General features: G+C 52.5%; 18 protein-coding genes and 1 pseudogene. 4 read left to right on the top strand and 15 right to left on the bottom strand.

What is annotated here, in order from left to right:
* Nucleotides 1–158 precede the first annotated feature (158 nt).
* Entirely contained in the window at nucleotides 159–371 is a 213-nt protein-coding gene (locus HMPREF9156_RS07050; protein ID WP_081482457.1) for an FmdB family zinc ribbon protein, read from the top strand.
* A gap of 592 nt (nucleotides 372–963) precedes the next feature.
* The gene (locus tag HMPREF9156_RS07175) at nucleotides 964–1,719 is read left to right on the top strand and encodes an SAF domain-containing protein (RefSeq protein WP_007147651.1); all 756 of its coding nucleotides are present in this window, start codon (nucleotides 964–966) and stop codon (nucleotides 1,717–1,719) included.
* 77 nt (nucleotides 1,720–1,796) lie between these two features.
* On the opposite strand, the gene HMPREF9156_RS06920 is transcribed toward HMPREF9156_RS07175, so the two are convergent.
* The 15 genes and pseudogenes from HMPREF9156_RS06920 to HMPREF9156_RS07055 all read right to left on the bottom strand — a co-directional run bounded on the left by HMPREF9156_RS06920 (nucleotide 1,797) and on the right by HMPREF9156_RS07055 (nucleotide 17,863).
* Nucleotides 1,797–2,117 (bottom strand): hypothetical protein, encoded by a 321-nt coding sequence (locus HMPREF9156_RS06920; RefSeq protein ID WP_007147652.1) that lies wholly within the window; start codon nucleotides 2,115–2,117, stop codon nucleotides 1,797–1,799.
* 9 nt (nucleotides 2,118–2,126) lie between these two features.
* On the bottom strand, nucleotides 2,127–6,056 hold the full coding sequence (locus HMPREF9156_RS0104810) for a hypothetical protein (RefSeq protein ID WP_007147653.1): 3,930 nt from the start codon (nucleotides 6,054–6,056) through the stop codon (nucleotides 2,127–2,129).
* The gene (locus HMPREF9156_RS0104815; RefSeq protein WP_007147654.1) at nucleotides 6,053–7,180 is read right to left on the bottom strand and encodes an FHA domain-containing protein; all 1,128 of its coding nucleotides are present in this window, start codon (nucleotides 7,178–7,180) and stop codon (nucleotides 6,053–6,055) included. The genes HMPREF9156_RS0104810 and HMPREF9156_RS0104815 overlap by 4 nt, the downstream gene beginning before the upstream one ends.
* Nucleotides 7,181–7,454: 274 nt before the next feature.
* A complete protein-coding gene (rplL, locus tag HMPREF9156_RS0104820; RefSeq protein WP_007147655.1) occupies nucleotides 7,455–7,838 on the bottom strand; it encodes a 50S ribosomal protein L7/L12 in 384 nt (127 codons plus the stop codon).
* A 105-nt stretch (nucleotides 7,839–7,943) separates the two neighbouring features.
* Complete coding sequence (rplJ, locus tag HMPREF9156_RS0104825) at nucleotides 7,944–8,465, bottom strand: 50S ribosomal protein L10 (RefSeq protein WP_007147656.1); 522 nt, start codon at nucleotides 8,463–8,465, stop codon at nucleotides 7,944–7,946.
* Between the two features lie 213 nt (nucleotides 8,466–8,678).
* The gene (locus HMPREF9156_RS0104830) at nucleotides 8,679–9,011 is read right to left on the bottom strand and encodes a hypothetical protein (RefSeq protein WP_007147657.1); all 333 of its coding nucleotides are present in this window, start codon (nucleotides 9,009–9,011) and stop codon (nucleotides 8,679–8,681) included.
* Nucleotides 9,012–9,063: 52 nt separating this feature from the next.
* Nucleotides 9,064–9,429, bottom strand: a complete 366-nt coding sequence (locus HMPREF9156_RS0104835) for a hypothetical protein (protein ID WP_007147658.1) — start codon at nucleotides 9,427–9,429, stop codon at nucleotides 9,064–9,066.
* 2 nt (nucleotides 9,430–9,431) lie between these two features.
* Nucleotides 9,432–10,700: an alpha/beta hydrolase family protein gene (locus HMPREF9156_RS0104840; protein ID WP_007147659.1), complete on the bottom strand. Its 1,269-nt coding sequence runs from the start codon at nucleotides 10,698–10,700 to the stop codon at nucleotides 9,432–9,434.
* 38 nt (nucleotides 10,701–10,738) lie between these two features.
* The gene (locus tag HMPREF9156_RS0104845) at nucleotides 10,739–11,320 is read right to left on the bottom strand and encodes a DUF1310 family protein (protein WP_007147660.1); all 582 of its coding nucleotides are present in this window, start codon (nucleotides 11,318–11,320) and stop codon (nucleotides 10,739–10,741) included.
* Nucleotides 11,321–11,515: 195 nt separating this feature from the next.
* Entirely contained in the window at nucleotides 11,516–12,217 is a 702-nt protein-coding gene (gene mtnN, locus HMPREF9156_RS0104850; protein ID WP_007147661.1) for a 5'-methylthioadenosine/S-adenosylhomocysteine nucleosidase, read from the bottom strand.
* A 40-nt stretch (nucleotides 12,218–12,257) separates the two neighbouring features.
* The gene (locus HMPREF9156_RS0104855) at nucleotides 12,258–13,589 is read right to left on the bottom strand and encodes a C1 family peptidase (RefSeq protein WP_007147662.1); all 1,332 of its coding nucleotides are present in this window, start codon (nucleotides 13,587–13,589) and stop codon (nucleotides 12,258–12,260) included.
* 114 nt (nucleotides 13,590–13,703) lie between these two features.
* On the bottom strand, nucleotides 13,704–15,020 hold the full coding sequence (locus HMPREF9156_RS0104860) for a hypothetical protein (protein WP_007147663.1): 1,317 nt from the start codon (nucleotides 15,018–15,020) through the stop codon (nucleotides 13,704–13,706).
* A 93-nt stretch (nucleotides 15,021–15,113) separates the two neighbouring features.
* Nucleotides 15,114–15,773 carry a pyroglutamyl-peptidase I gene (locus tag HMPREF9156_RS0104865; RefSeq protein ID WP_007147664.1) on the bottom strand — a complete coding sequence of 220 codons (660 nt, stop codon included), beginning with the start codon at nucleotides 15,771–15,773 and terminating at the stop codon, nucleotides 15,114–15,116.
* 22 nt (nucleotides 15,774–15,795) lie between these two features.
* Entirely contained in the window at nucleotides 15,796–16,965 is a 1,170-nt protein-coding gene (locus HMPREF9156_RS0104870) for a polyphenol oxidase family protein (RefSeq protein ID WP_017147523.1), read from the bottom strand.
* 4 nt (nucleotides 16,966–16,969) lie between these two features.
* Nucleotides 16,970–17,863, bottom strand: a pseudogene (locus tag HMPREF9156_RS07055) (aldo/keto reductase).
* 298 nt (nucleotides 17,864–18,161) lie between these two features.
* On the opposite strand from HMPREF9156_RS07055, the gene HMPREF9156_RS0104885 reads away from it, so the two are divergent.
* Entirely contained in the window at nucleotides 18,162–18,896 is a 735-nt protein-coding gene (locus HMPREF9156_RS0104885; RefSeq protein WP_007147668.1) for an ABC transporter ATP-binding protein, read from the top strand.
* Entirely contained in the window at nucleotides 18,896–20,419 is a 1,524-nt protein-coding gene (locus tag HMPREF9156_RS0104890; RefSeq protein WP_007147669.1) for an ABC transporter permease/substrate-binding protein, read from the top strand. Before HMPREF9156_RS0104885 ends, HMPREF9156_RS0104890 begins: the two co-directional genes overlap by 1 nt.
* Nucleotides 20,420–20,659 lie beyond the last annotated feature (240 nt).

Consider the following 20,659-nt stretch of genomic DNA (forward strand, 5'->3'; position numbering starts at 1 on the left):
GCTACCGGGAAGGGAGCGCATGTTACAATCCTCTCCTTCCGCCAGGGCTCGGGAAACCGCTCAGTCCATGGGTTTATTAGGATAGTTTAAGGACATGTTTGCTCATGCAAAAGCCCAATAATGGCCGGAGCCTGTTAAAGCTGTGTTTAAGGGGAAAAATGCCAACATATCATTACTGCTGCAGGAATTGCGGATATGATTTTACCGAAGTCCGCTCTTTTAATGACGATCCTTTGACGCGATGCCCCAGATGCGGACAGGACCAGGTGCACCAGATATATTCTGCTGTGCCGATCAGTTTCAGGGGACATGGGTTCTATCGTACTGACAGAAGCTCCGGATCATCAGACACAGCATCCCATAAAGGGTAAGGCCTCTGTCCCGGCTTGTGCCCGCATAGGCCTGCACAGGCACTATTAACTTATCCACATAGCAACACGCCGGAAATATCAGGCATGTCTGTCATCCGACCACATTAGCGCCGAAAGGCTGCATGCACTACGGGATTGCTGTATACCTGTGTGTATGACTTCACTACAGCGGTTCCCCGACAGCCATCCCAGCTGCAGCAGCCTGCCCGCAGCCGGCAACAGGCCGGTGCTGTCCGGGCAATACAGCAACTGGGATATAAGGGGCCTGCGGGAGGGCAGCCTCGATAGGACAATGCTGGCGCATGTGTATCATAAAACCGGCAGTTCCCGTAAAAATTCTCGCAGAAAGCGGGATATGAACAAAAGGAAAGCGCTTCACAGCGAGGCACTGCATTATAGAGGGTCCTCCCGGCCGGGAGTATCCTCCAGGCCTGAAGGATATCCCCGGTCCCGTAAGGCCGGCAAGGCCTTTTCAGTTTTATTCTCGCGATTATCCGGTTCTCTGAACCTCCCGCGCAGGGACAGCCCAAAATACAAAACCCCAACAAACCTGGAAACCCGCAGGGCCCGCTATATCGTACGCAGGATATCCATGTCTGTTTTGACCGGGCTCCTTGTATGGGGGATTTTCCAGTGCATACTGGCATTCCATGCACACGACACTGTTATTATTGCAAAGCATGATATCGCCCAGGGCACTATACTCCGGCCATCTGATATTACAGCTTCACAGATACCGGCAAACCCTCTTACATCAAAAACAGCCCATACCCGGAGCGAGGTAGCCGGACGCATATCAAAAATACCTCTGAAGGCGGGAGATCCCGTACTCCTGGCTAGTATCACCGACGCGCCGCTGTACCCCAAGGAATACACTGTGATATCCATCACCCCTGCAAGCGCAGTGCAGCCCCTCTCCCCCGGGCAGAAGGCAGACCTCGTGAGTACAGGGCCATGCAGTCCGCAGGATCACCAAAAAACCGACAACGCAGACACCCCCGACAGCCGTGATAAAGCCGGCGGCGATAATAACAAGGGCGATAATAACGGGGGCGGTGCAGGCGATGAGAATGGCAATACTGATACTGGCGCGGATGACAGCGGGAACAGCAATATTCCGGCCAGCTACGATAACAGCGGCGGCGATACGGAAACCGCCGGCACATGCCTGATAGCAAAAGACGCAATAGTGGTAAAAACGCAGCAGGGCCAGAACCGCGGATTCGCGCTGACGGCCCAAAGCGACCCTAAAGCAGCGGTTTCCTTTGCCATGCCGGTAAAAAATGCTCTGGCTATAATGCGTTCAGAAACTCCACCGCCTATCGTCATCACTAATATCCGTGACTGAGGCAGCGGCCGGCCTGGGACAGCACGCAAAAATGCGGAAAAATAAAAATAAAATAAAACGGTACCCCGGCCTCCACCTCACCGTTTTTCCGCATCAAAAATCCCCCAGTGGGGAGGGAGCTCATTGAGGATCCGTTCCTCTTCATCGGCTTCACGCCAGCCTGCACCGCTGCTGTATACCGTATCCCCATCGGCAGCACGCATTCCGGATACTGATGCGCCTGATAAGCCGTCCATGCTGTCAGCATCAAACAGCTCAGCCCCTTTACGGACAACACGTTTATGCCTGCGACGCACAGGCGCACGGCCGGTCCCGCCGCTGCCGGCAGCTTCACTGTCCCTGGCCTTACCGCTGCCGGAGTTGACGCCGGCAGGGCTTTCGGACTCTGTATCCATCATATTCACGATTCAGGAAGCCTTTCCATGAGCAGCTGTACTGGAACCGCTCCCGGGCCTCTGCTGCTTTCCGGAACTCCTGCCGGAATGCCTGCTGCTTTCATCCCCGCTGGAATCCCTGCCGGAAACTTCGGGCTCCTTCTCAGGATTGCCATCAGAGCCGGTATCGGAACCGCTTCCGGGGCCTTTGCCGGAGCCGGAAGCCCTGTTGCCCTTATGGTTCCCTTTATTTTTATCATTGTACTTCCCGTCATAAGCATTGGCGAGGTACGCAACTATCCGGTCCACTTCTTTATCGGGGTCAACGAACATGCCGACACTCCACACGTACATAACCGACCAGCCAAGCATTTCCAGCTTTTCAATGTTAAAACGGTGCCGTACCCGCGCAGATGCGGTATCCATAAACCGCGCATCATCCGTGCATACAGCAAGCGTATAAGGCTTGTCCGGCAGACCGACAACAAGCGGTATGCGATCCCCGCGGTTATACCCATAATTCATGCTGACGTTCAAGCCGCGCTGTCTGATACGCCGTGCGAGATCAGACAAAAGTGCTTCAGAATCATCGCTATGTTCGCACGGTAAAGCATAATCAGCAATATCCTCTGCGGAGCCGGACAGCTCCTGCGCCCAGGCAAGGAGCCGCTTAAGCAGCAGCGGGCCATCCCTGCGGATACGCTCATCCCTCATATCTGAAGCCTTGAACGTAGTGACAATATCCAGGTCATGCTCGGCCAGGGCCAGCGCGTCAAGAAGCATAGCATCCGCATGCGGGCGCTCAAGGGCGCCAAACTGCTGCAGCAGCACACCCTGGCTGTTTTTGCCAAAGCTCACAGAAAGGATCACATCTGCAGCACGCATGCCTGCAATCTGATCAATAGTGATGATCTGTATATGCCTGACGAAATTCAGCAGATCACTGTGCCCTGCAGTACGGGACTTCAATTCCGCTCCAAGGCGGATCCTCTGGGTATCCGTAAGGCAGACGATGCACAGCCTGTATGACGCAGGGATATGGCCAAGTTCCCTGGACTTCTTCTCAACAATATCCGCAACAGCTTCTACTTCCCTTCCCGTACTTTCTACAGCACCGGTAGACGTTGACGCCATCCCGTTCGCGGCCACAAAGTGGTATGCAACACGGCCTCTGGCAAAATCAGTTGCCAGCGACGGGGTCTCGTTGTTATACCCGTTATTGCGCAGGAAAGCACTCAACCGTATATCACGGGCATCCCGTGAGCTCCCGCGGGTACGGGATTCTACTGAGGGGAGCAGGTGTATAAGTTCCCTGACAGATTCAGAGGAAACCGTATTCTCATGCGCAATAACTATAACACTTTTCGCCCGGGCAAGGATACTGAGTATCTCCAAAGGATGGGTATGTGCAGAAGCATCGATCACAGCAACATCCGCAAGCTGTTTTAACGGTGTCGATGAAGCGAGCGCTGCTGCAGTCGCCACCATGATCGGCTTGGCAGCATTGATGATATCGCCATATTCATTATGGAGCCGCTCAAAGCCAACAGAATTCCTGCTTGCCAGCAGTGTATGCAGCTGGTTCGCCTCCTGGGTCCTTGAATAAAGGATCTCCGAAAGGCGGCGGGTGAGTTCCTGGCTGACCATACCGCCGATACTGCGCACATGCTCAGTATCGATCTGTATAAACCGTTCCGTAACGGACGACAGTGTTGCACCATCCTGATTGGAAATAATTGGGGAAGACTTTACTATATCCTCAAAAACCGTAGTCCACCAGGACAGGAGAAGTTCGGCGGGGGCATTCTGAGGCTCCAGCTGGCGGCTGCGGAAATCTTCGACCAGTTCTGCAAGGCCAAGGCTGCTGCACTCATCCATCAGCCGGGTACGCTCAGGAAGGGTATCCAATGCACGGTGGTCATCAAAAAGCCTGCGCAGCCTGCTTTCAAGGTCAACGAACTCCATACTTTCGAGCCCCGCCCCTTCCGGCGTACCTGACAGCACGGCATCAAGGGCAGTGATATCACGTTCAAGGTTTTCCTGAGCCTCAACAATATCATCAAGTTTATTGGGAAGGACCGGCCAGCCTCCGCGCGGCACAAAATTACGCCACTGCTGGGCCTGTTCAGCAACCACTGCAAGCGCATCATACAGGCTGTCCACACGGGCACCGGGACGGAGCAGGCTTTTGGCCTCTTTCGTGAGCCTCCTGCGATCCCAGAAACTGAGGTCAGTACCGTCAGCCTTCCGCCCTTCCTTAGGCCGTACCGCCTCAAGCATAGAATCTATATCCCGCTCGAAAACAGCTGGCTGGAACACATCAAGCACCCTGCGCAGATTAGACAGGACAGCCACCTGGCGTGACCATTCCTGTACATTATGGGCAATAGGGAAACCGCATGTTTCTACAGTCCTCTGTATCTGCTCCCGGATACGGGGAAGAAGGGTATCCAGCAATTCGACTACACGCTGGTACGCTTTGATGGCATCATCTTCGCTGCGCAGGGATGCCCCGTACCACGCGGTATCATCAGGGCCAATGATATATCCGCCTAACTGCCCCAGGCGGACAAGCTTTTTGCCCCACTCCTCTTCCCTGCCTATCATTTCATGCGCAGCGGAAGGTTTTAAGCGCACATGCGTTGAAGGGTGCATAGGCAAAGCGGATATCCTGGCGAGGTTTTCCAAAGTCTCAAAGGCAGATACCCCCCACACTGCATTTGTGCTGTGGAGATCACCCAGATAACGGCTGAGGCGCGCCCTTATCCCCACAAGCTCATCCGAGACCTGCTCAAAATGGCTGCCTGCGGTACCCTGCTGAAAGCCTACAGCGCTGATAAGCTGACGGTCTATAGAAGCGTTGAAACCTTTATCCGATATATCGGCAACAAGGTTATCAACCCCATGCACTGCAGCCTGATGGATAAACTGCTGCTTCTGGTACGATACCCCCGGAGCGTACAGAACCGTTTTCCCGCCCATAGCAATACGGGTCGTTATAGCAAGGGCATTCTCGGCAGCATCCGTGTTGGCGCTCATCAGCAGCGCCATTGACTGGCCGTTATTCGCCGCCTGCGCTGCATACCGCGTTTCATTATCCACATCGCCTGCGCCCACCTCATCATGCGGATCGCCATCAAAAGGGCTGAACCCGGGCATATCCGGCTGGCGGAGGGATTCCCTGGCAGCTTCAATGCCCGCCAGCGCGTCCAGTACCGTGTTGCCGGTTTCCCCGCTTATCTCATCATTGATGATCGACCGGGCATCATTAAGCACAAGTGTGGAGGTCTGGATAAAATTGCCGATTATGATATCGCGCTCAACGGCGAAATCCGGCAACTTATCGCCCACCTGCTGTGTGATCGCTTCGTATAGCCGTGCAGATTCTTCCAGTACGCTGGAATATTCAAAACTGTCGAGTATATCATCGACTTCAAGCCTCACGCCGGCATTCTTCATAGCAGCAGCGAATACTTCATTGAGCTCGGCATTACCGCTGATAGATATTTTTGCGCGGAACAGCGAACTGCTGTTTTCATCTGGGATCACTTCAATGGGATACAGGACTATAGGCATACGGCGGCTGCCGGCCCATGTAGCAATGCCCATACTCATTGACAGGAAAGCTGCGCCGTTATTTTTCTGGTTTTCGTCCCTTTCGGCAAGCACACGTCCCAGCCGGCGCCCGCCGGCAGTTAAAGATGCCGTATCGCGGAAAAGGCTGTCAAGCCGGACGCTTTTATTGACAAGGAACTGCGACATGCCCGCAGGATGGGCGCCGCCCATGTCAAGACGGCTGCGCAGGCGCAGGATATCTTCAACAGGCGTCGTGCCGTGGATCGCATGGTAATCCCTGTACCACGAACGCATAGCATCAAGTGCGGCTTCACGTACTGAGGCCCTCTCCTCTGTGGCAGTACCGGCAGAGGTTTCCTTATCAGCAGTGTTTTCGTTTCCGGTCATGAGTCCTGTTCTTCCTGCTTTTGCCATGCCTTATAACCAATATTATTTCTTAAAGCCTTATCAATATCCGCATCCCCCAGCGCCTCAAGCCAGGCATAAAGGTCCCCATATAATGTTGTATTGAGTGCGAGGAACCGCAGAAGCTTAGGCTGACGGGCTATTTCAAACTGTTTTTCAAAATCCCCGGTATGCTTCGCGTCGTCAGAGGTGAATCCGCCAGCTTCAACAGTTTCTTCTTTGCGGCTGAACTCTCCGCGCGACAGGCGGTCGAATACAGAGCCCGGCTCAAACACCGGCTTATACTCCGGTGCCCCCGAGCCGGCCGTCCCGGTCTCAGAAGGGTCAGCTTCCTGCGGCTGCGGGCGGTATTTGAGGTCAGGGTCCTGCGGCGCAGCATCATGATGTTCTGCCTGCTGCCCGCCCTGCTGTGCTTTGCCATCCTGTTCACTCCGTCCGGCATCATCTGTTTCAGCAGGATGGCCGGCTTCAGTACCATGCCCTCCATCAGTGCTGACCCCTGCCTTCCGGGCGCGGCCACCGTTAACGGCAGTGTCATGTATGCGGCTGAAAGGGCTGAAGTCCTGCTTCATAGCATGGAACATCTGTGTCGGTTCGCCCTGGCGCACATCAAGGATATCATCTACTGACATCCTCACACCTCCATGGGCATCATCCTGACGGACCGATGATGCATATGAAAACAGGCTGGATACTGCCGCCATAGGCTGGGAAACAGGTTCAGGCTCTTCATATGCAACAACGGGGACGGCATTCACCGGAACATCCCCCAGCTGCAGATGCACAGTTTCCGCAGGCAGGTCAAAAGGGATATCCGCGACTATCCGCCACAGATCGTCATTGGCAGTAACGACATATGTGCCGTTAGTGGAATCAAGGTCTTCCACGGTTGCGTTGCCCGCCTCATCAGCAGTGAAAAGCGCATGGCGCTTTGAAACCGATTTCGTATCATCGATAATATCCAGGCGGGTGCGGCCTTCCTCTTCGGGCAGAGGGCGTATCGGTTTCCTCCCGATGACAAGGGACTGGCCGGGCCGGACCCGTGCAACATTTTTATTGCCTACCCGTATATCCCATTCAGCCGGTCCAGCTGAGTTATCTGCCATGCCACGCCTTCCGCTTAGAAATACTTACAAGTCTCCACTACAATTGTGGCATACCCTCCAGAACAGCACTGCAAAACGCCGAATAAGTGCAAAGTCTGCAAAACTGGCATGGCTGTATACATAAGAACATGTAAAAGCTATTTACAGTGCCGGCTATGAGGATGCGTCCTATACCGCCCCGCACTGCTCCCGGCAGAAAGAAAAAACACCTGTAAAAATAAAACCCCGATATCCGTACAAGATACCGGGGAATGTAAACCTGTTAAAGAAGAAACTACTTGAGTTCGACAGTTGCGCCTGCTTCTTCGAGTGAAGCCTTCGCTTTGTCTGCGTCTTCCTTGTTTGCGTTCTCAAGAACGTTTGCCGGAGCGCCGTCAACAAGGGCCTTAGCCTCAGCAAGGCCGAGGTTGGTCAGAGCGCGGACAGCCTTGATTACCGGGATCTTCTTGTCGCCTACAGAAGAAAGGACTACAGTAAACTCGGTCTTTTCCTCTTCAGCAGCGGCAGCGCCGGCAGCTGGTGCAGCGGCAACAGCGGCTACAGGGGCAGCAGCCTCAACATCGAATTCTTCTTCAAACTTCTTTACGAACTCAGAGAGTTCTACAAGTGTCATTTCCTTGAAAGCATCAAGGAGCTCATCGCTAGAGAGCTTAGCCATAATCGGCTTCCTTTCTTTTGGGGCACCCGTTACGGGATGCCTGCATCTTTTATATACAGCTGTATGTGCATGCGTATATTTTCACATGGAAATACCGCACTGCAGTCAGGCAGCCTTCTCCTGCTTCTCACGCAAAGCATCAACTGTGCGGACTGCCTTGGTAGGCAGAGCGACAAATGCGTATGCAGCCTTAGACATGGTACCCTTCAGGGCGCCAGCCATCTTAGCAAGAAGAGTCTCGCGGGATTCGAGATCTGCGAGTTTGTCAACACCTTCAGCGTCATACACGGTCCCGTCTGCGAAACCGCCTTTGACGACGAGCTGCTTGTTATCTTTGGCAAAGTCACGCAGGACCTTAGCGGCTTCAACGTAATCGCCTTTTACGAAAGTTATAGCAGACGGGCCTTTGAGCATATCGTCAAAGCCTTCAATGCCTGCCTCTTTCGCAGCAATACGTGCCAGCGTGTTCTTTGCGACGTTATAGGTGGTATCGTTGCCAAGCTTTTCGCGCAAATCAGAGATCTGCGGAACGCTCAGGCCGCGATACTCGGTGAGGTAGATCGCATCAGCATCACGGAACTTATCCGTAAGCTTGGAGATCACCTCTCCCTTTTCGGGCCTTCTCATTGGCATTTCCTTCCTATTATCGCGTTGCTGTCCGCAGAAAACCAGACCAGGGCAATAAAAAAGCCCTGCACACAGGCAGAGCATACAAACCGCGGGTCAGCACCCGCTTATTCCTATTCTCAACCTGCGCTGGCCGCATCTGCGATTGTTGGGGATACCCAACCAACGGTCTGTGGTTTACAAGTAGGAATTGTACACAACGGTACGGATAAACTACGGGCGCGCGCCGCGGCAGGATGCCCGTAACTTACCATCCTCTGCTGTCTTCAGGGCTTTTTGAAGGCTCCCGATCCTTTCGGTATATGATTCCCTCGCAGCCTTGCTGAATTTACCCTCAAGATAGCCCTCCATAAGGCTAACCTCCGAGTTAAAATCATCAATTGCCCCGCTGAGGACATCTGACATTCCTCCAGGGAATATCATCCTGAGCCTCATCAATCTTTGCTCAATAAGTGCAGAACCGCTCTGCCCCACAAAAGTATACTCATTACGTCTGGTGTAATCCTGGATATCCACATCCGAGACCAATGCTTTATTAATATTCATAATATATCTTTCTGTTTTAACTGTTTAACACAATATTATTATTTATTCTGTTTTACTGTTTACCCTTCTTTTCCATAGACTGCTCTTCCATCCTTCTGATCTCAATGATTATTTCATCACGCTGCTGCTCTGCAAGCGATACCTCTCTCATATTATTGTCCCGCAGCCACTGCAGATAGGGGGCTGCAAATGCCATAATACCGGATGCAGCATCGGGGAAACGCTCGCACAGCTTCGCTGAAGCTTCCTCCCATCCATCGATAAGCCTGCTTTTCTGCTGCGCAAGTTCTTCTGCCTGCTCAAAACTGCGCTGGACATCATACATAGTATGTTCCAGGTGCTCCTCACTGGAAGAACACTCCGGGCAATCCCTGTGATCCAGGATATCGCAGATAGGGAGGGTCATATAATTATCCATCTTTACCTTCCCCCAAAGGTAGGGCCGCGCTGAGGAAGAATGCCAATATTATAATTCTCGATATTCCTCCCAAGACTGCTATCTTTCTCAACCAGTTTGGCAATGCCCGCTTTTACCTGTTCGCCTGTATCACGCATTTTCCTGCACTCCTGTTTCACTGCCCTTTCTAACTTATCTATGCTTTCTTTCACTTTGCCCATAAATGCCTCTTTGCTCCACCCCACAGCCTCCAAAGCTGAGATGATTTCTTCGTCGGACAAGTGGGATGCATAGCACACGTGTAGATCGTTTACTATACCTGCCCAATCAGATTCGGCTTCCCCCAATGCTTTATCCTTCAAAGCCTGCATGTGGAATTCCAACGAATCTATCTGGGAATCAATAGCTTTTACAACCGCACAGGCCTGTATCGCATCTATAAATATCCTCTCACTCGATGGAAGCCGGTACATCCCAATAGCACTGGGATAATACCCTTTTAAGGTATTTATAGAAATACGCTCCATATCTTTGATAGAATCGGATTCCAGTACAATTTTCCCGTCTTTGGTGAACTGGTAGCCTCCCCAATTATGCTGCCTGCCGATATAATCCCCAATATCTTTCCCGCCAGCAAAAGCGCTGTCAACATAAAAAGTATTGCCAATAACATGATCCGAATCTACATAGCCGAAAGGGACAATATCCCTGTGATCAAGATAATTATTGATCTTATTCCTGTACTTGTCCACCCGTCTCCGTTTTTCATCGTCCAAAACATTATAAACATTCGGCCCTTCATACAGCCACGCGCCTTTAAGACGGGATGCCTCCTGTGTACTCAAAGATGCAATGGCATACTGCCCATCCATTGATCCCAAAGAATGGCCATAAACCTCAAAAGAGTACCCCTTATTCTCAGCCAGTACCTTCTTCGTAAACGCTGCTGCCCTCTCCAGCTGGGGAGTAGCACCCTTGCCGTCAACGATATGCTTGCCCCACATCGGCCAATCATTGCCGCTCCAATCTTTGCTGTTAAACATACTTCCCTGTGAGCCCTGGAAGATTATGCGGATAGTCTTCGTTTTCTCATCTTTAATAGCAACGGCATCCAGGCCGGTAGGGTCGTCGCCCTCAACATTGTCACGTCCGCGGACAACCTTAACGACTGTACCAATAGATGTTTTACCCTTATCGATTCGAACGTTTTTATTCATTTTCCATATATCGTTATAGTATGCAACCTCTGTAATTTCTTTACGCTGAAGATCAGTGAAGTCCTGAACTGCCATAAACCAACCTTTCTATTCTAAAATATACTGGTTCCTTTTTATTTATCTAAATAATCTTTGCCATACCTCGCCTCTAACAAATCTTCTAACTCTGGCGATGTAATCTCAACATCATCAGTAAGCTGCCCGTCAGGATGGTCATGGTCAAATGTGTAAGAAGGCTTATCCACTATAAATCCAATTGTTAATTTTTTATCATTATTAATAATCACTGTAAAAGAAAAACCTGCCATCGGATTGTTCTCAATAGATGAATCATTGATTTTATATGATTTAATAACCCCCGTATCAGTAAAAGCATTAGGGTCCCTATATTTAAGCTGCTTTTCGATAAGCTTCCTGCACTCCTCGGAATGGGCAATCTTACGATACTCCTGAAGATGCTCTTTTTCCTGCTGGATTCGGGCCTGTTCCTGATGATGAAATACCTGATTCACTACTGCATAACCTCCAATACCAAGCAGAGCCAAAACAGCTATCACGATAATGGCCGCATGCCACCCTTTCAAACGCGGACGCCGCACATCAGCCCCGGCCGCCAGGGGGCCGGCAGGCGCCCAGGGACTGTCCGCTTCCCCGGGAGAGGGGTTTATATTATCCGTACCATTGATATCAGTCATATACCCTGCTTCTTTAGTGCTGAACCACTGCTTATACGTATAAGTATAACACCATTCCAGGCGCCAAAGCCCGGCTGAACAGAATATATGAATCAAATCACAAAACCCTTATCCCCAATCCTGTTGCTTCCCGCCGATACAGCACCGATCTCCGTAGCGTCTGAAACTGTCCGAGAACTGCATATCTATGCACTGTCAGGACAGCGCCTTGATGATCCCTACAACTACCCTTGCAGCAGTATGGGCATATTCGCTGATATCAAAATCCCTGAACTTTTCGTATTCCGTATCCGCGTTATCGCTCAGCGCTCGGATCACGAGTGCAGGGGTATCATTCCTGGCTGCAACATGGCATACTGCAGCCCCCTCCATCTCGGCCACATCAGCCCGGGTCTGGGACCTGACATCAGCAATCCTATCTGCGCCTTCAATAAAACGGTTGCCGGAAGCAATAATGCCTTCCCTATGATGTATCCCCATACTGCTGAGCACATCGGAAGCGATCCCCATAAGGCGGGGATCGGAATGGTATTCGCTCAGCCCGGGATAGGCCTGGCCGATAAGCGCCATGTCAGAATCAAGGTATCTCAGCGTTTTGCCGAGCACAACATCATTGATATGGAGATCCGGGCTGAGATTCCCGCCTATACCGGAAAAAATAACAGCTTCGGGTGCAAAAGCGTCAATCATATATTGCGCTGCAGATGCGGCATTGACAAGGCCCATCCCGGCAACAGCCGCAGCAACACCAATCGGGCCCGATGCAGAAGCAATATCCCCCAGGGCTATATCCAGGCCCGCCGCATGCGTATGCGTCAGGTCCTGCAGCGACTGGGAGATAAGCTCAACTTCCTCATCAAGGGCGCCGATAACAGCAACCGTCCTGTGCTGCTGCATACACCGCGGCTGGCCTTTCTTATCCACGTCCGTTCCAGCCCTACGCAAGCGCCCCCATCGGATCCCACGCGGGGAGCATCAGCGGCGGCTTCGTGAGGGCTTCCTGATATTCTGCGGGCAGCATGGACTTAGGCACAGCCACTTCGTAAACATATTCGTCGAACCACGGGTCGTCCATGGTGAAATAGCCTTTATCGGCGATCTCCGTGCCCCATGAATTCTCAACGCGCCAGCGCCGTGTAGCACCGGAATCGTCTACATCTACGCCGTCGAACGCCATCGCATGGTTCATAGCGGATTCGCCGAACCGTACCCGCTCCTCCTTGCTGAGGTTGAAATCGAAATCATACACATGGTTATACTCAAAAAGGTCAGTCGCCCATGCACCGCTGTCGCGGTCCATCATCGGATGGCAGTCAGCGCCAAACCATACAGGGATACCCTGCTCTGTCAGGATCTTTTTGACGCAGTCTTTCATGAATTGAGTATCTACATTCAGATAAGCCGTTGGCGTACCGCCAACAACATTCCCCAGATGCTCGATCCCGATCATCTGCCCTTTCGGATGCTCCCTGCGGGGATCATCAACAAGGCATACGTAGTCTTCCAGGCCTGCGGTCACATACTTCTTCCAGAACCCTACAGGCGTAAGGGTCCCATCGCGGTGGAATGTACCGTCTTCGTCCGTCCACTCCCAGTCAAATTCAGTTGGAGGGGTGCCCAGATGTATCGTCAGGATACGGTGGCATGCTGCCAAGGCATTCTGCACAATATCAGCTGAACGGGAAGGCTTCTCGAACATGTGAGCTACCGCCTGATGCAGAACGCTGCGCAGCTGATGGTTCATCTCTCCGGTATTTCCGGATGACTCGGTTTCCGGATAAAGGTCACGCGGGACAGCACCATACTTGGTATAGATATTCATAGCCATTGTCCACTGGCCGCCGTCACCCATAACATCGCCAAGCATAAACTGGATAAGCCGGGAATCACTTTTCTCACCCTGTTCTGCAAGCTCTCTGACATCCTGAAGGAAGTAGTTGACACGTTCCAGCTTGTCATAATACATCGCATAGTTCTGGGAAAACTCAAATTCTTTAAGGCCCAGATTCTTTTTCGCCACAAACCGCGCTACGTTCAGCGAGCTGAACAGCCAGCAGCGCCCGGACCTCTTCTGGTTAGTTGCAGGACCGTTATCAACTATCGTTGAGAACCTCCGCTGGAGCAGGCGGGCCCGGTCATAATTCTTCGCCGCCTTATTGATTCCCGAAGATGTAACAGCATTCATTGCAAGACGGTTCTCAGGACGGGCATTGAAATTGTCCTGCAGCCCGGAAAGCTTTTGGCTGTCTAATGGTTTGAACTCAGTCATGTTAACCTTTCATTACTTTTTACCGCATATTTTGCGCAGCCAGTTGCATGGCCAATTTTAACGTAACGTTATGCTTACTGCCAGTGTACTAGACAGCAGCCACCAGCGGGCATCCTATTTTCCGCTGCCGGCCTTTTTCCCGTCGGCGCCGGAACCTTTACCGCTTTCCCCCTCCGGCTGTGCAAAGGGCCCGAACTGCCCGAAGGCCTGCGAGAAGATGGAACGCAGCTCATCGACACGCGAAGTGATTGCCGCCTCACGCTCCTGCAGGGAAGATATCTGCTCCTGCAGACCGCTGATTTCCTTCTGGGCTGCATTACGCCGCTCACTGATAAGTTCACTGGCCTTTTTATCGGCATCTTCCAAAGCGGACTTCAATGCCTCATCGGCCTCTGCGCGCTTCTGGTCAGCATACTCATCAGCCTGGGCGCGTGTATTCCTGGCCTCTTCCAGAAGCTTATTAGTCTCATTTTCAACCTGGTCACGCTGCTGGGCAAGCTGCTCGAGCAGCTGGTTCACCTGGCGGGAAGCATCGTCCTGCTGCTTCTGGATGGCCTCCCGGGCGGCTTTTGCCTCCTCTGCTACGGCACTTTCCGACTTGGCTTTGTCAATAGTAGACTGGTCAGCAATCTGCTGGGCCTGTGCCTTTGCCGTATCAGTAATCTCAGTTGCCTGCCTCTGGGCGTCAGAGAGCATTTTACTGACACGTTCCTGCGCCTGCGCCAGCTTCCTGTTAGCAGAATCCAGCGCCTCTTCGATCTGGTCGTTAGCTTCGCCCCTTTTCGCAGTGATATCTTCGTTCGCATCACGCCTGATCTGTGCTATCTCCTCAGCAGCCTGCCGGCGCATGTCTGCAATCTCTTTTTCCTGCTCAGCCCTTTCAGATTCCATTGTTTTGTCATGCTCGCTCCTGCTGTTGGCAAGTTCCACCTCCAACGCATGGAGCTGGCTGTCGCTCTGCTGCCTGGCGGTGGATCGCAGCTGCTGCGCCTCTTCCTGGGCATTCTGTCTGAGGGCCTCAGCCTTGCTTTTTGCCTTTCCGAGTATAGATTCAGCATTCTTCTCGGCTTCTTCAGTCATGCGCTGGGCATCAAGCTTGGCGTTGTTGACAAGGGTATCTGCCTGCGACTGGGCATTCGCACGCACGGATGCAGCGTCCTGCTGCGCACGCTGGATAAGCTCCTTGCTCGTCTGCTCGGCAGATGCCAGAAGCTGCTGCGCATTAGCACCAAGCGAAGCAAACGATGTGCTCCCCTTCCCCTCAGATTTGCGCTTCTCTTCCTGCAGCTGGGCATCAAGCTGAAGGATACGGGCATCATACGCCTTGATCTGCTCACGCAACCGGGAAATATTCTCCTCCTGCCTGGCAAAAACCTCATCTACTCGTTCCTTATCATAACCGCGAAGGGCAGTAGGAAAATTCTCTGGCATCTTATCTCCATTGCATATTTATTATTTGTATTTATAGTTATTGTTATAGTTGTCGGAAACTTGTGAAACACAATTCACGAGTATTATACGATACTACGCGCGAAGAATCTCGGGGGGAAGCGGTTTTCTGTAATAATCTACACTCATCTTCACAACATCCTGTGCAGCAGTGATCATCTGATCCAGCGACATGCCCGGGGTATAGCCGTGTTCCTTGCCTACAAGGGGAAGGCTCACGAAACCGGCCAGGGTATTATTGTGTTTATTGCTCCAATTCAGGAGCTGGTAGAAAAGCGAGTTGCATACAAAAGTCCCGGCATCAGAACTCAGGGATGCGGGGATGCTGTTCTTCGCAAAACACTGCAGGATGCCGTGCAGCGGCAGATGCGTCCAATATGCCTGGGGTGCGCCGGGTATTATAGGCATGCGGCGGGGCTGGACATCGTCCGCATCCGGCTTCTGCGCATCAATAAAATTCGTCGCACAGCATTCAAGGATCACTGACTGGGCATGTGTTTTCAGCCCAGTGGCAATAACTATATCCGGATGGGCTGCGTCAAGCGTTTTCAGCAGTACAGGCCATGCATTCTGGAAACTCAGCGGCATCAGGACTGATGCAACGTTAATATGCACATCAGTTTTTTCATCTGCAACACTGTCGCGGGCAAGCGTTTCGCATACCTCTCTGGACGGGTTGACATCAACATTGTCATAATGTTCAAAGCCGCATACAACAACGTTTACTGTATCCATGACACCACCGCACTCCCTGTTATCATTTGCTGCCCTGCTGATCCGGGACAGCTGCAGTCCCTTCTTCGATTATACTTTCTGCCCCTGCCTCCGCAATATCCTCAGCTGCAAGCTGCGCCCTGAGAGCAGCCTGTTCCTTTTCCAGCCTGGCCGGATCTGTCCGAGTAATAATGCTTAAGGCCCGTCCGCTGTCAGCTTTTCCTGATCTGACAGCCCTGCGATGGGAATACCACAGCGGGTTTTCAAGCGTACACAGAGGATGCTCCATCTTATCAAGCCGCTTACTGAGAGGGCCGCCCTCAGCATCGGCCCTGCACAGCGCCTGGAATTCAGGATCAGTTTCAAGGTAATATGTTGCAGCCCGTACACGCGGTCCGGAATCTGCTATCCTGCTGCCGGAAATACCCTCATGCGCAAGTATCTGGAGTGCTGCCAGCGTAATATCAATACCTTTTCCGCCGAAACGGGTCACCGTAGCAGTCCCGGGGAACTGCCTGTCAAACTCATCTGCAATATCACTGCCGACTTCATAGCAGCTGCCGCAGATACACGGGCCCAGAGTTGCTGCCATATGGGATGACCGGGCGCCCCGGCTCTCCATCGCATGTATCAGGTTCTGCAGGACGCCGCGCTGCAGGCCTTTCCGTCCGCAATGCGCCGCACCGATGATCCCGGCATGGGGATCGGCAAGTAGTACGGGCAGACAGTCCGCAGTAAAAACCCCAATAGCCCTGTCCTGCTGCAGCGTATACTGCGCGTCGGCTTCGATCCCGTAAAACCTGTCGGCACAGGCTTCTGCAAATGATTCTCCACCGGCTTCTCCCTTAGGGCCGGGAACGCTGCCGTCAGAAGCCTGGGCGCCAATGACGCTGCGGATCCGTTCCAGCTCATCATCTGTGCTGACGGCCCGCGCAGAGTGGATCTGGGATACTGTGTACACGCGAGACCCCACAACACCGTCTACAGCAAACCTGTTCGCATACACATGGCTGGGATCATCTCCGACTTTCGACCCGAGATTGCAGAATGCCCAGTCTCCCTGGGAGTGCCCGCCGAGGCGCGTCGTGTAGTGCACAGTGATGCCCGGAGCCAGCGCGATAGGGATAAGCGCAGGGGTACGGGCAGTTGAGATGCTGGCCCCATCGGGAAGCTGAATCATACCGGATGTATTATATGTATTATCGTTTTCCATAATGCTAGCCAAGATATTCCAGCTCCTGCGCCGACAGCTCCACGCAATCTGCGTGCAGTGAATCAATAACAGTTTCCGCACGATGGGTCCCGGGGAGCACGAACACGTGGTCCCCACGCGCGAGTTCCCACGCAAGGACTATCTGCTGACAGCTCACACCATGCGCTGCAGCAACCCTGCGGAAGGGGTCGAACATGGATTCATCGTACGGCTTGCGGAAACCGCCCAGAGGGCTCCAGCAGACGAAAGCCAGCCCAAGCTCGGCAGTGCAGTCAATAGTATCCTGGGTATCGCGGTGAATTGGCGAAAACTGGTTCTGCACCGCTACCAGGGCATCGCCCAGTATCCTATGCGCAATACCGATCTGTTCAACGCTTGCATTGGATATCCCTATCGTTCTGGCAACCCCCTAGTCATAAAGGGACTTCATAGCCTCAATAGATTCAGCATAGGGCACCTTAGGGTCAGGGCGATGGAAATACAGCAGGTCGATAGCTTCTACGCTGAGCACCGCAGCAGACTGTTTGGCATATCTGATCAGGGATTCCGGACGGCCATCGATCCCCCATGTGGGCCTGCCGTCTGTAAAATTCCGGAAATGGCCTGCCTTTGTTGCCACTGTCACTTCCCCGCGCGGACCGTCCCATGTCTCCAGGGCAGCCTTCACAAGCTTTTCTGCCGCCTGCTCTTCCCCTCCGGATTCATAATATGCCCACGCAGTATCTATATGGCGGCAGCCTGCATCCAAAGCGGTATGAATAATATCTATTGATTCCTGCCGGCCGGGCTTTTTCTCAATTGCAAGGCCCATAGTCCCCAGCCCAATGGCAGTTGTGCGGATACTGCCCATACGCCTCATCAGCCGATGTCCCCCGCCGCGGCTTCCTGTATTTTCCATATTATGCTTCCTGACTGCCGTCACTGCTCCATAGTGTTACAATGCCTTATTTTACTATACTTTACAGCATAAGTGCTGTATGTACCGCATACCGCATGTTTCTGCGGGCAAACCCCATTTTCCGGCTGCATCCCGCTGCCGGGAACTATGTTCCCCCGCTTTCTGCTTCCATGCAGGCACTGCCAAAATCGAACGGATGTGCTAAACTCGTTACCACTCAAAATTAAGGGTCTGTGCAGGCTGGCCTTTATACAGATATTCTCACGAGCCGAAAATAAACAACGGAAAGGGGGAGAATATGATTGAGTTCAGAAACGTTTGCAAACAGTTCGATGATACCGCAGTCATCAATAATGAATCATTCACTATCAGTACCGGGGAGTTTTTTGTCCTTGTCGGCCCCAGCGGCGGAGGGAAAACAACAACGCTGAAAATGATCAACCGGCTTGTTGAGCCTACTTCGGGAAGCATCCTTATAGACGGGGAAGATATTACCAGCCTGCCCCTGCGTGACCTCCGCCTTGAAACGGGTTATGTACTCCAGCAGATCGCGCTTTTCCCCAATATGACCGTTGGACAGAATATCGGGCTGATCCCTGAAATGAAGGGCTGGTCAAAGGCAGACCGTGCCGAAAAAGCCAGGAGCCTTCTTAAAAGGGTTGACCTTGACCCGGAAACATATTACGGGCGTTACCCTGATGAACTGTCAGGCGGCGAGCAGCAGCGGATCGGCATACTGCGGGCACTGGTTGCCAGCCCTAAGGTAATACTGATGGATGAGCCTTTCAGTGCGCTTGACCCCATTACCCGCGTCCAGCTGCAGGACCTTACGCTTGACCTCCATGACGACCTCGGCACCACGATAGTTTTCGTGACCCACGATATCAACGAAGCCCAGTATCTTGCAGACCGGATATGTGTTATCAATGACGGCCGCGTTGCTCAGACCGGCACCCCTGATGAGATCAGGGAGAATCCGGCTGACGATTTCGTCAGAGACCTTTTCCACCACACCCGAAGGAGGAAGCACTGATGAATGACCTGGTCACAACATTCCAAAACCGCTTCGGCGACTGGGCAGAAGCCCTTCTCCAGCATTTGCAGATATCCCTGCTGTCGCTGCTGATAGCGATCCTTATTTCGGTCCCCCTAGCGGTCTGGCTTTTCAACAGGAAAAAAGCATCAGAAGCCATCCTCCAGATAACAGGGATATTCCAGACTATCCCCTCCCTCGCACTGCTGGGACTGCTTATCCCCGTTATAGGGATCGGCACAGTACCCGCAGTGACGGCACTTGTCGTTTATGCGCTATTCCCTATCGTCCAGAACACTATTACCGGCCTGCAGGGGATAGACCCTAATCTTGTTGAAGCAGGCACCGCGTTTGGTATGACCCGTTGGGAACGCTTACGCAAATACGAGCTTCCGCTCGCTATGCCGGTGATAGTTTCCGGCGTACGGACTTCGGCTGTGATGATCATCGGCACCGCTACCCTGGCTGCCCTGATCGGTGCGGGAGGCCTGGGGTCTTTTATCCTTCTGGGTATTGACCGTAATAATAATTCGCTGATCCTTATCGGCGCCATATCATCTGCACTGCTTGCCATCCTTTTCAGCCTGGTGATCCGCTGGCTGGAGAAGCGCTCGCTGAAGCAGATCCTCGCAGCATTCCTTGTGCTCATCGTAGGGCTGGCCGGTTCCTATGCCCCGAATTTCGTTTCGGCAGCGCAGAAACAGGATACTGTTGTTATTGCAGGCAAGCTCGGCCCTGAACCCGAAATCCTCATCAATATGTATAAGCAGCTTATTGAGGCAGACAGCAATATCAAGGTTGCCCTCAAACCGGATTTCGGGAAAACGACTTTCCTCTACAAGGCTCTGAAGCGCGGCGATATTGATATTTACCCGGAGTTCACCGGGACTATTACGGAAAGCCTGCTGACGGATAAGCCGAAGGCATCGAATGACCCCGGTGCTGTCTATAGTGCCGCGCGCGATGGGATCCTCAGGCAGGACAGCCTTGTCCTCCTTAAACCCATGAGATTCCAGGACACGTATGCCGTAGCAGTGAAGAAGCATTATGCGGACCAGTACAGCCTGAAAAATATCTCGGACCTGGCAAATGTCGGCGGCTCTGTGCAGGCAGGGTTTACGGCTGAATTCAATGACCGCGATGATGGGAACCGAGGTCTGAAGAAGGTGTACGGGCTTGACCTCAATGTCAGGACGATGGATCCTGCTCTGCGCTATACGGCTATCAATGATGGCCAGGTGCAGATAGTGGATGCATATTCTACCGATGCTGAGATAACACAGTACAATCTGATAGCCCTTAAGGACAATAAGCATCTGTTCCCGCCGTATCAGGGGGCTCCGCTTATGAAGTCTTCCCTGCTGAAAAAGCATCCTGAGCTGCAGCGGATCCTCAATAAGCTCAGCGGTAAGATCACTGATGCTGAAATGAGCAGGATGAATTACGAAGTCAAAGTCCGCAACCGTGCAGCTGCTGATGTTGCCCACGAATATCTGCTGAAGGAAGGCCTTTTGAAGAAATAGCCCTGATTCTTACAAACTTCCCAGCAAACCATGCAGGTTTTATTCAGGGTTACGGTCTTTAATGTAATTACTGATGCAGGAAGCCGGTAGTCGCGAGTTAACGGCTGGAGCGTCAGCCAAGGTGGGTTGTCTATCTTGAGAACTGAATTCTTATAACTGAAAACCTTTCTTCTCTCTCCTTCTCTGAAGAGCCCGGTTCTCCGCCGGGCTCTTACTTATATCCCCTTCCCATCTTCTGCA

Source organism: Scardovia wiggsiae F0424 (assembly GCF_000269605.1).
GTDB classification, from domain to species: Bacteria; Actinomycetota; Actinomycetes; order Actinomycetales; family Bifidobacteriaceae; genus Scardovia; species Scardovia wiggsiae.

What these genes read in the sequence shown, in the direction of transcription:
- HMPREF9156_RS0104855 (WP_007147662.1), bottom strand. Translation starts at nt 13,589, where the DNA reads ATGACTGAGTTCAAACCATTAGACAGCCAAAAGCTTTCCGGGCTGCAG.
- HMPREF9156_RS0104890 (WP_007147669.1), top strand. Translation starts at nt 18,896, where the DNA reads ATGAATGACCTGGTCACAACATTCCAAAACCGCTTCGGCGACTGGGCA.
- HMPREF9156_RS0104815 (WP_007147654.1), bottom strand. Translation starts at nt 7,180, where the DNA reads ATGGCAGATAACTCAGCTGGACCGGCTGAATGGGATATACGGGTAGGC.
- rplJ (WP_007147656.1), bottom strand. Translation starts at nt 8,465, where the DNA reads ATGAGAAGGCCCGAAAAGGGAGAGGTGATCTCCAAGCTTACGGATAAG.
- HMPREF9156_RS06920 (WP_007147652.1), bottom strand. Translation starts at nt 2,117, where the DNA reads ATGATGGATACAGAGTCCGAAAGCCCTGCCGGCGTCAACTCCGGCAGC.
- HMPREF9156_RS0104885 (WP_007147668.1), top strand. Translation starts at nt 18,162, where the DNA reads ATGATTGAGTTCAGAAACGTTTGCAAACAGTTCGATGATACCGCAGTC.
- mtnN (WP_007147661.1), bottom strand. Translation starts at nt 12,217, where the DNA reads ATGCAGCAGCACAGGACGGTTGCTGTTATCGGCGCCCTTGATGAGGAA.
- HMPREF9156_RS0104865 (WP_007147664.1), bottom strand. Translation starts at nt 15,773, where the DNA reads ATGGATACAGTAAACGTTGTTGTATGCGGCTTTGAACATTATGACAAT.
- HMPREF9156_RS0104845 (WP_007147660.1), bottom strand. Translation starts at nt 11,320, where the DNA reads ATGACTGATATCAATGGTACGGATAATATAAACCCCTCTCCCGGGGAA.
- HMPREF9156_RS0104870 (WP_017147523.1), bottom strand. Translation starts at nt 16,965, where the DNA reads ATGGAAAACGATAATACATATAATACATCCGGTATGATTCAGCTTCCC.
- HMPREF9156_RS0104860 (WP_007147663.1), bottom strand. Translation starts at nt 15,020, where the DNA reads ATGCCAGAGAATTTTCCTACTGCCCTTCGCGGTTATGATAAGGAACGA.
- HMPREF9156_RS07175 (WP_007147651.1), top strand. Translation starts at nt 964, where the DNA reads ATGTCTGTTTTGACCGGGCTCCTTGTATGGGGGATTTTCCAGTGCATA.
- HMPREF9156_RS07050 (WP_081482457.1), top strand. Translation starts at nt 159, where the DNA reads ATGCCAACATATCATTACTGCTGCAGGAATTGCGGATATGATTTTACC.
- HMPREF9156_RS0104840 (WP_007147659.1), bottom strand. Translation starts at nt 10,700, where the DNA reads ATGGCAGTTCAGGACTTCACTGATCTTCAGCGTAAAGAAATTACAGAG.
- rplL (WP_007147655.1), bottom strand. Translation starts at nt 7,838, where the DNA reads ATGGCTAAGCTCTCTAGCGATGAGCTCCTTGATGCTTTCAAGGAAATG.
- HMPREF9156_RS0104830 (WP_007147657.1), bottom strand. Translation starts at nt 9,011, where the DNA reads ATGAATATTAATAAAGCATTGGTCTCGGATGTGGATATCCAGGATTAC.
- HMPREF9156_RS0104835 (WP_007147658.1), bottom strand. Translation starts at nt 9,429, where the DNA reads ATGGATAATTATATGACCCTCCCTATCTGCGATATCCTGGATCACAGG.
- HMPREF9156_RS0104810 (WP_007147653.1), bottom strand. Translation starts at nt 6,056, where the DNA reads ATGACCGGAAACGAAAACACTGCTGATAAGGAAACCTCTGCCGGTACT.